We start from the raw sequence: 320 nt of genomic DNA on the forward strand, positions 1-320 counted from the left end.
ATCCTACCAGATTGAGGTACTGTAAAAGTATTCTTATGCCTTTTTGATTTAAATCGTGGAAATTCAGAGCGGTTCTTAAAGAAGTTAACAAAAGCTGTATCCAAAGATTTTAAAGCAAATTGTAACGTTTGACTATTGACCTCCTTAAGCCAGGTTCTATCCTCTTTTTTTTTGAGCTGTGTTAAAGCCAGTGCCTGAGCATGGTAATTGTCAGACTTCTTGTCTTTCTTATACTGCTCTATACGCTCATTTAAGAAATGGTTATACACAACACGAACGCATCCGAAATGTTTAGCTAGTAGTATTTCCTGCGCTGCATT

At 36.6% G+C, this 320-nt stretch carries 1 protein-coding gene; it reads right to left on the reverse strand.

Translation table 11 applies throughout. The features are described from left to right. The coding region (locus A10D4_RS14150) for a helix-turn-helix domain-containing protein (protein ID WP_008490201.1) at positions 1-320 on the reverse strand (320 nt) is incomplete at both ends.

This window comes from Idiomarina xiamenensis 10-D-4, assembly GCF_000299895.1.
Lineage (GTDB): Bacteria > Pseudomonadota > Gammaproteobacteria > Enterobacterales > Alteromonadaceae > Idiomarina > Idiomarina xiamenensis.